General features: G+C 61.6%; 6 protein-coding genes. 2 read left to right on the forward strand and 4 right to left on the reverse strand.

The annotated features are described in order from the left end of the window. Nucleotides 1–756 (reverse strand): 3-hydroxybutyrate dehydrogenase (locus HWX07_RS36690; RefSeq protein WP_175879488.1); only part of this gene is annotated, 756 nt, incomplete at its 3' end. A gap of 164 nt (nucleotides 757–920) precedes the next feature. Here HWX07_RS36690 and HWX07_RS36695 point away from each other — a divergent pair. Both HWX07_RS36695 and rlmJ read left to right on the forward strand, forming a co-directional pair. After that, entirely contained in the window at nucleotides 921–1,892 is a 972-nt protein-coding gene (locus HWX07_RS36695) for an aldo/keto reductase (RefSeq protein ID WP_175879489.1), read from the forward strand. A 111-nt stretch (nucleotides 1,893–2,003) separates the two neighbouring features. Then, complete coding sequence (gene rlmJ / locus HWX07_RS36700) at nucleotides 2,004–2,849, forward strand: 23S rRNA (adenine(2030)-N(6))-methyltransferase RlmJ (RefSeq protein ID WP_023478116.1); 846 nt, start codon at nucleotides 2,004–2,006, stop codon at nucleotides 2,847–2,849. 15 nt (nucleotides 2,850–2,864) lie between these two features. On the opposite strand, the gene HWX07_RS36705 is transcribed toward rlmJ, so the two are convergent. The 3 genes from HWX07_RS36705 to cueR all read right to left on the reverse strand — a co-directional run bounded on the left by HWX07_RS36705 (nucleotide 2,865) and on the right by cueR (nucleotide 4,114). Then, nucleotides 2,865–3,200 carry a hypothetical protein gene (locus tag HWX07_RS36705; RefSeq protein WP_175879491.1) on the reverse strand — a complete coding sequence of 112 codons (336 nt, stop codon included), beginning with the start codon at nucleotides 3,198–3,200 and terminating at the stop codon, nucleotides 2,865–2,867. Between the two features lie 147 nt (nucleotides 3,201–3,347). Further along, complete coding sequence (locus tag HWX07_RS36710) at nucleotides 3,348–3,494, reverse strand: DUF3563 family protein (protein WP_006478295.1); 147 nt, start codon at nucleotides 3,492–3,494, stop codon at nucleotides 3,348–3,350. Nucleotides 3,495–3,709: 215 nt separating this feature from the next. Beyond that, nucleotides 3,710–4,114, reverse strand: a complete 405-nt coding sequence (gene cueR / locus HWX07_RS36715; protein ID WP_175879490.1) for a Cu(I)-responsive transcriptional regulator — start codon at nucleotides 4,112–4,114, stop codon at nucleotides 3,710–3,712. Between the last annotated feature and the right edge of the window lie 308 nt (nucleotides 4,115–4,422).

A 4,422-nucleotide genomic window follows, 5' to 3' on the forward strand; every position in this document is an offset into this window, starting at 1 on the left:
CGACTGGCCCGTGAGCGCGGCGCTCGGGAATGCCGACAGGAACAGTACCGTCTGCGCGACGTCCTGCACCGTCGTGAACACGCCGTCGACCGTGTTGCCGAGCATCACCTTCTTGATCACTTCCTCTTCGCTGATGCCGAGCTCCTTCGCCTGCTCCGGAATCTGCTTGTCGACCAGCGGCGTGCGCACGAAGCCCGGACACACGACGTGCGAGCGCACGTTGTGCTTCGCGCCTTCCTTCGCCAGCACGCGCGCCAGGCCGAGCAGGCCATGCTTGGCCGTCACGTACGCCGACTTCAGCGGCGACGCTTCGTGCGAGTGCACCGAACCCATGTAGATCACGACGCCGCCGCGATCGTCCTTGTACATGTGCTTGAGCGCGGCCTTCGTCGTCAGGAACGCGCCGTCCACGTGGATCGCCTGCATCTTCTTCCAGTCGGAGAACGAGTAGTTCTCGATCGGGTTGACGATCTGGATACCGGCGTTCGACACGAGGATGTCGACCGAGCCGAACGCTTCGGCCACCTTGTCGATGCCGCTGTTCACGGCGTCCTCGTTGGTCACGTCCATCGCGACGCCGATCGCCTTGCCGCCTGCCTTGTTGATCTCGTCGGCGACCGCGTTCGCGCCGTCCTGGTTCAGGTCGGCGATCGCGACGGCCGCGCCTGCCTTGGCCAGCTCGAGTGCGATTTCCTTGCCGATGCCGCTCGCGGCGCCCGTGACGACTGCGGTCTTGCCGCTCAGATCTGCTGCCATGTCCGTCTCCTTCCGTTATCGGATCGATGAAACACGCACCCGCCGCATCCGCGTTCATCGCGAAATCGCATCAGCGTGCCAGCCGTCATTGTGCACGATCGGCCCCGCCGTTCGTGCGCAAAACGTCTAAGCTTAAGGTCGGTTTCGTTCAGCAGGAGAGTCTCATGCACTATCGACGGCTAGGCCGCTCCGGCCTGCAGATCAGCGAGCTTTCACTCGGTTCGTGGGTGACATACGGCAACCAGGTCGACCAGCGGGTCGCGCGCGAATGCCTCGCCGCGGCACGTGATGCAGGCGTCAATTTCTTCGACAACGCCGAGGTCTACGCCGGCGGCAAATCCGAGGAAATCATGGGCCACGCGCTCAAGTCGCTCGACTGGCCGCGCGTCAGTTATATCGTGTCCACGAAGTTCTTCTGGGGGCTCGCGGAAGCCCCGAACCAGTATCACACGCTGAACCGGAAGTACCTGCTGAACGCGATCGACGGCTCGCTGCGCCGGCTGCAGCTCGATTATGTCGACCTCGTCTATTGCCATCGCCCCGATCCCCATACGCCGATCGAGGAAACCGTCTGGGCGATGAGCGACATGATCGTGCGCGGCAAGGCGCTGTACTGGGGCACGTCGGAATGGAGCGCCGATGAAATCCGCGCAGCATGCGAGATCGCCGAGCGGCATCATCTTCACAAGCCGGTCGTCGAACAACCGCAGTACAACCTGTTCCACCGCACCCGGGTCGAGCAGGAATATGCGCGGCTCTACGACGATTACGGTCTCGGGCTCACGACCTGGAGCCCGTTGGCGTCGGGCCTGCTCACCGGCAAGTACCGCAATGGCGTGCCAGCCGGCAGCCGAGCGCAGTTGCAGGGCTACGACTGGATGCGCGAACGCCTGACCGATCGGGCCGCCAACGACATCGTCGAACGGCTCGGCGAAATTGCGGCCGAACTCGGTTGCAGCACCGGCCAGTTGGCGATCGCATGGGTGCTCGCGAATCCGCGCGTGAGTTCGGTCATCACGGGTGCATCGCGGGTCGACCAGATCGGCGACAACATGCGCGCGCTCGAGGTTGCCGCGAAGCTGACGCCGGATGTGAAGCAGCGCATCGACGCGGTGGTCGGCGATGCATACGAGTAAGGCGACTCACGGCCACTCGCGTACAATACGCGGCCGCATCGGCGCCCGGCCTCACGGCCGCGCACGATCGACCGCTTTCATCGATTCACCTTTCGTTTCAGGCAGCCAGCCATGCTCAGTTATCGTCACGGTTTTCACGCAGGCAACCACGCGGACGTGCTCAAGCACGCCGTCGTCGTCCAGCTGCTGCGCTACCTGAACAAGAAAGACAAATCGTACTGGTACATCGATACGCACGCAGGCGCCGGCGTGTACTCGCTGCGCGACGGTTATGCAGCGAAGACGTCGGAATTCGATACCGGCATCGGCCGACTGTGGAACGAAAAGAACCTGCCAGAGGCACTGGGCGACTATGTGGATGAAGTCCGCGCGCTGAACGACGACGGCGAACTGCACTTCTACCCGGGCTCCCCGTACATCGCATGGCGGTCGATGCGCGAGCAGGACCGGATGCGCCTGTTCGAAATGCATACGACGGAAATCGATGTGCTGCGCCACAATTTCCGCGATGCCGGGCGACGCGCGATGATCTTCGCCGGCGACGGCTTCGAAGGTATCAAGGCGCTGCTGCCGCCGCCGCCGCGACGTGCACTCGTGCTGATCGATCCGTCCTACGAGGACAAGAAGGATTACGCGCGCACGGTGAGCTGCGTGACGGAATGCCTGAAGCGTTTCTCGACCGGCTGCTATGCCATCTGGTATCCGCAGGTCACTCGGACGGAATCGCAGCGCTTTCCCGAGCAGTTGAAGCGCCTGCAACCGAACAACTGGCTGCACCTGACGCTGACCGTGTCGAATCCGCCGACCGACGGACTGGGTCTCTACGGCAGCGGAATGTTCATCCTGAATCCGCCGTATACGCTCGCCCAGAGCATGAAAGAGGTACTGCCCTATCTGGTCGAGAAGCTGGGACAGGATAGCGGCGCCCGCTTTCAGATCGAGCACCGCGGCAATTGATTGAGCGACCGATCGTTACGGCTGCGGTCTCGGCGCGAGCCTCGGTTGGTTGGCCGGCTGCCCGCCCCACGCGGGGACATTGATATATGGCGCGACGAACAGCGGAACCGACGTGTTCGGCGCCTGCCCGGCTGGAGCCCGCATGCCTGCCGGCTCGACGATCGGCTCCGGCGACAACGGCGCCGTCTGCAGCACCAACCCGCCCTTGCCGTCCTGGATACCGCGCTGCGTATCGAGAACGAGCGGCTTAGATGACGTCGCGGCACCGGCCGCGAGGCCATGGACGAGCACGACCCCACCCAGAACGAGACGCGCGCGGGCACTGCGACGCACATCGACACACAAACGCATGATCGTGACCTTCAAGGTGAAAAGCAGGTCCCTACCATAGCGCTGCACTGACGATTTCGCCAGATCCCGCGCACAAAAAAACAAAGCCCCGTCAATACGGGGCTTGCTTATCGTTCGGTGCCGCGCGGCACCTGACGGTGACTCCGATTACAGCGAGTAGCCGTTGGTTTCGAGCGAGCGGATGCGGCTCTCGAGCTGGACGATGTCCGACGACGTGGCGAGGTAAGCCTCACGGCGTTCACGTTCTGCGGATTCGAACCAGTTGCTCAGCTTTTCGACGATGTAGGCGATCATGACGTTCTCCAAGGAAGAGGGACCCCTGGTGAATCGAGATTCAGGGATTTCCCGTATAGGGTTATCCCGAATTATAGCGATGCCGCACCAAGATGCTAGTGAAATCCTTGCATGGATATCATTCCATTTTGGAATGCTGACACATAGATCGCATCTAACTCCTTGATTTATATGGATGTGAAGTCGAAGCCTGTTTTGAGGCATGAGGACACGCACTAATTTGGGTCACTGACTGGGTCGGCCAGCCGCGCCAAAATCGGGCATTCGGGACGCCCATCACCATGACAGTGCGCGGCCAGATCGGCCAATGTGTCTCGCATGTCGCTCAGCTCGGCGATACGTTTGTCGAGTTCAGCCACGTGCTCGAGAGCAATCGATTTCACTTCGGCGCTGGCGCGTGAGCGATCCTGCCAGAGCATCAGTAGCTTGCGAATGTCTTCGACGAGAAAGCCAAGTCGTCGCGCCTGACGGATGAACCGCAGGATATGGATTTCGTCCGCCCCATAGATCCGGTAGCCGGCATCGGTCCGTTTGCTTGGCGCAAGAAGACCGACCTGTTCGTAGTACCGGATCATTTTTGCACTGACGCCGGATTCGCGCGACGCGTCGCCGATATTCATTCCCCGCCCTCTTCATGAAGCCCTGGTTTCGAACACGAACGTCGACGGATACCCTCATCGACGACAGGTCGATCGTATCAAATCGCGTGGTTTCGTTCCGGGGAAGGCGTGGCAGCGGAGCTCAGACGGTCTTGATCGGGCGGGCGTAACGGCGGGTTATGAGGGCGCTTCGCCGCCTGCTTTTATGGCGCCGCAATGCAAAAACCCCCGCCTTTTGGGCGGGGGTTTTTGGCTTAGGGAGCCTGACGATTACCTACTTTCACACGGGAATCCGCACTATCATCGGCGTAGAGTCGTTTCACGGTCCT

It is taken from the genome of Burkholderia sp. BCC0097, assembly GCF_902832985.1.
In the GTDB taxonomy this organism is placed as follows: domain Bacteria; phylum Pseudomonadota; class Gammaproteobacteria; order Burkholderiales; family Burkholderiaceae; genus Burkholderia; species Burkholderia orbicola.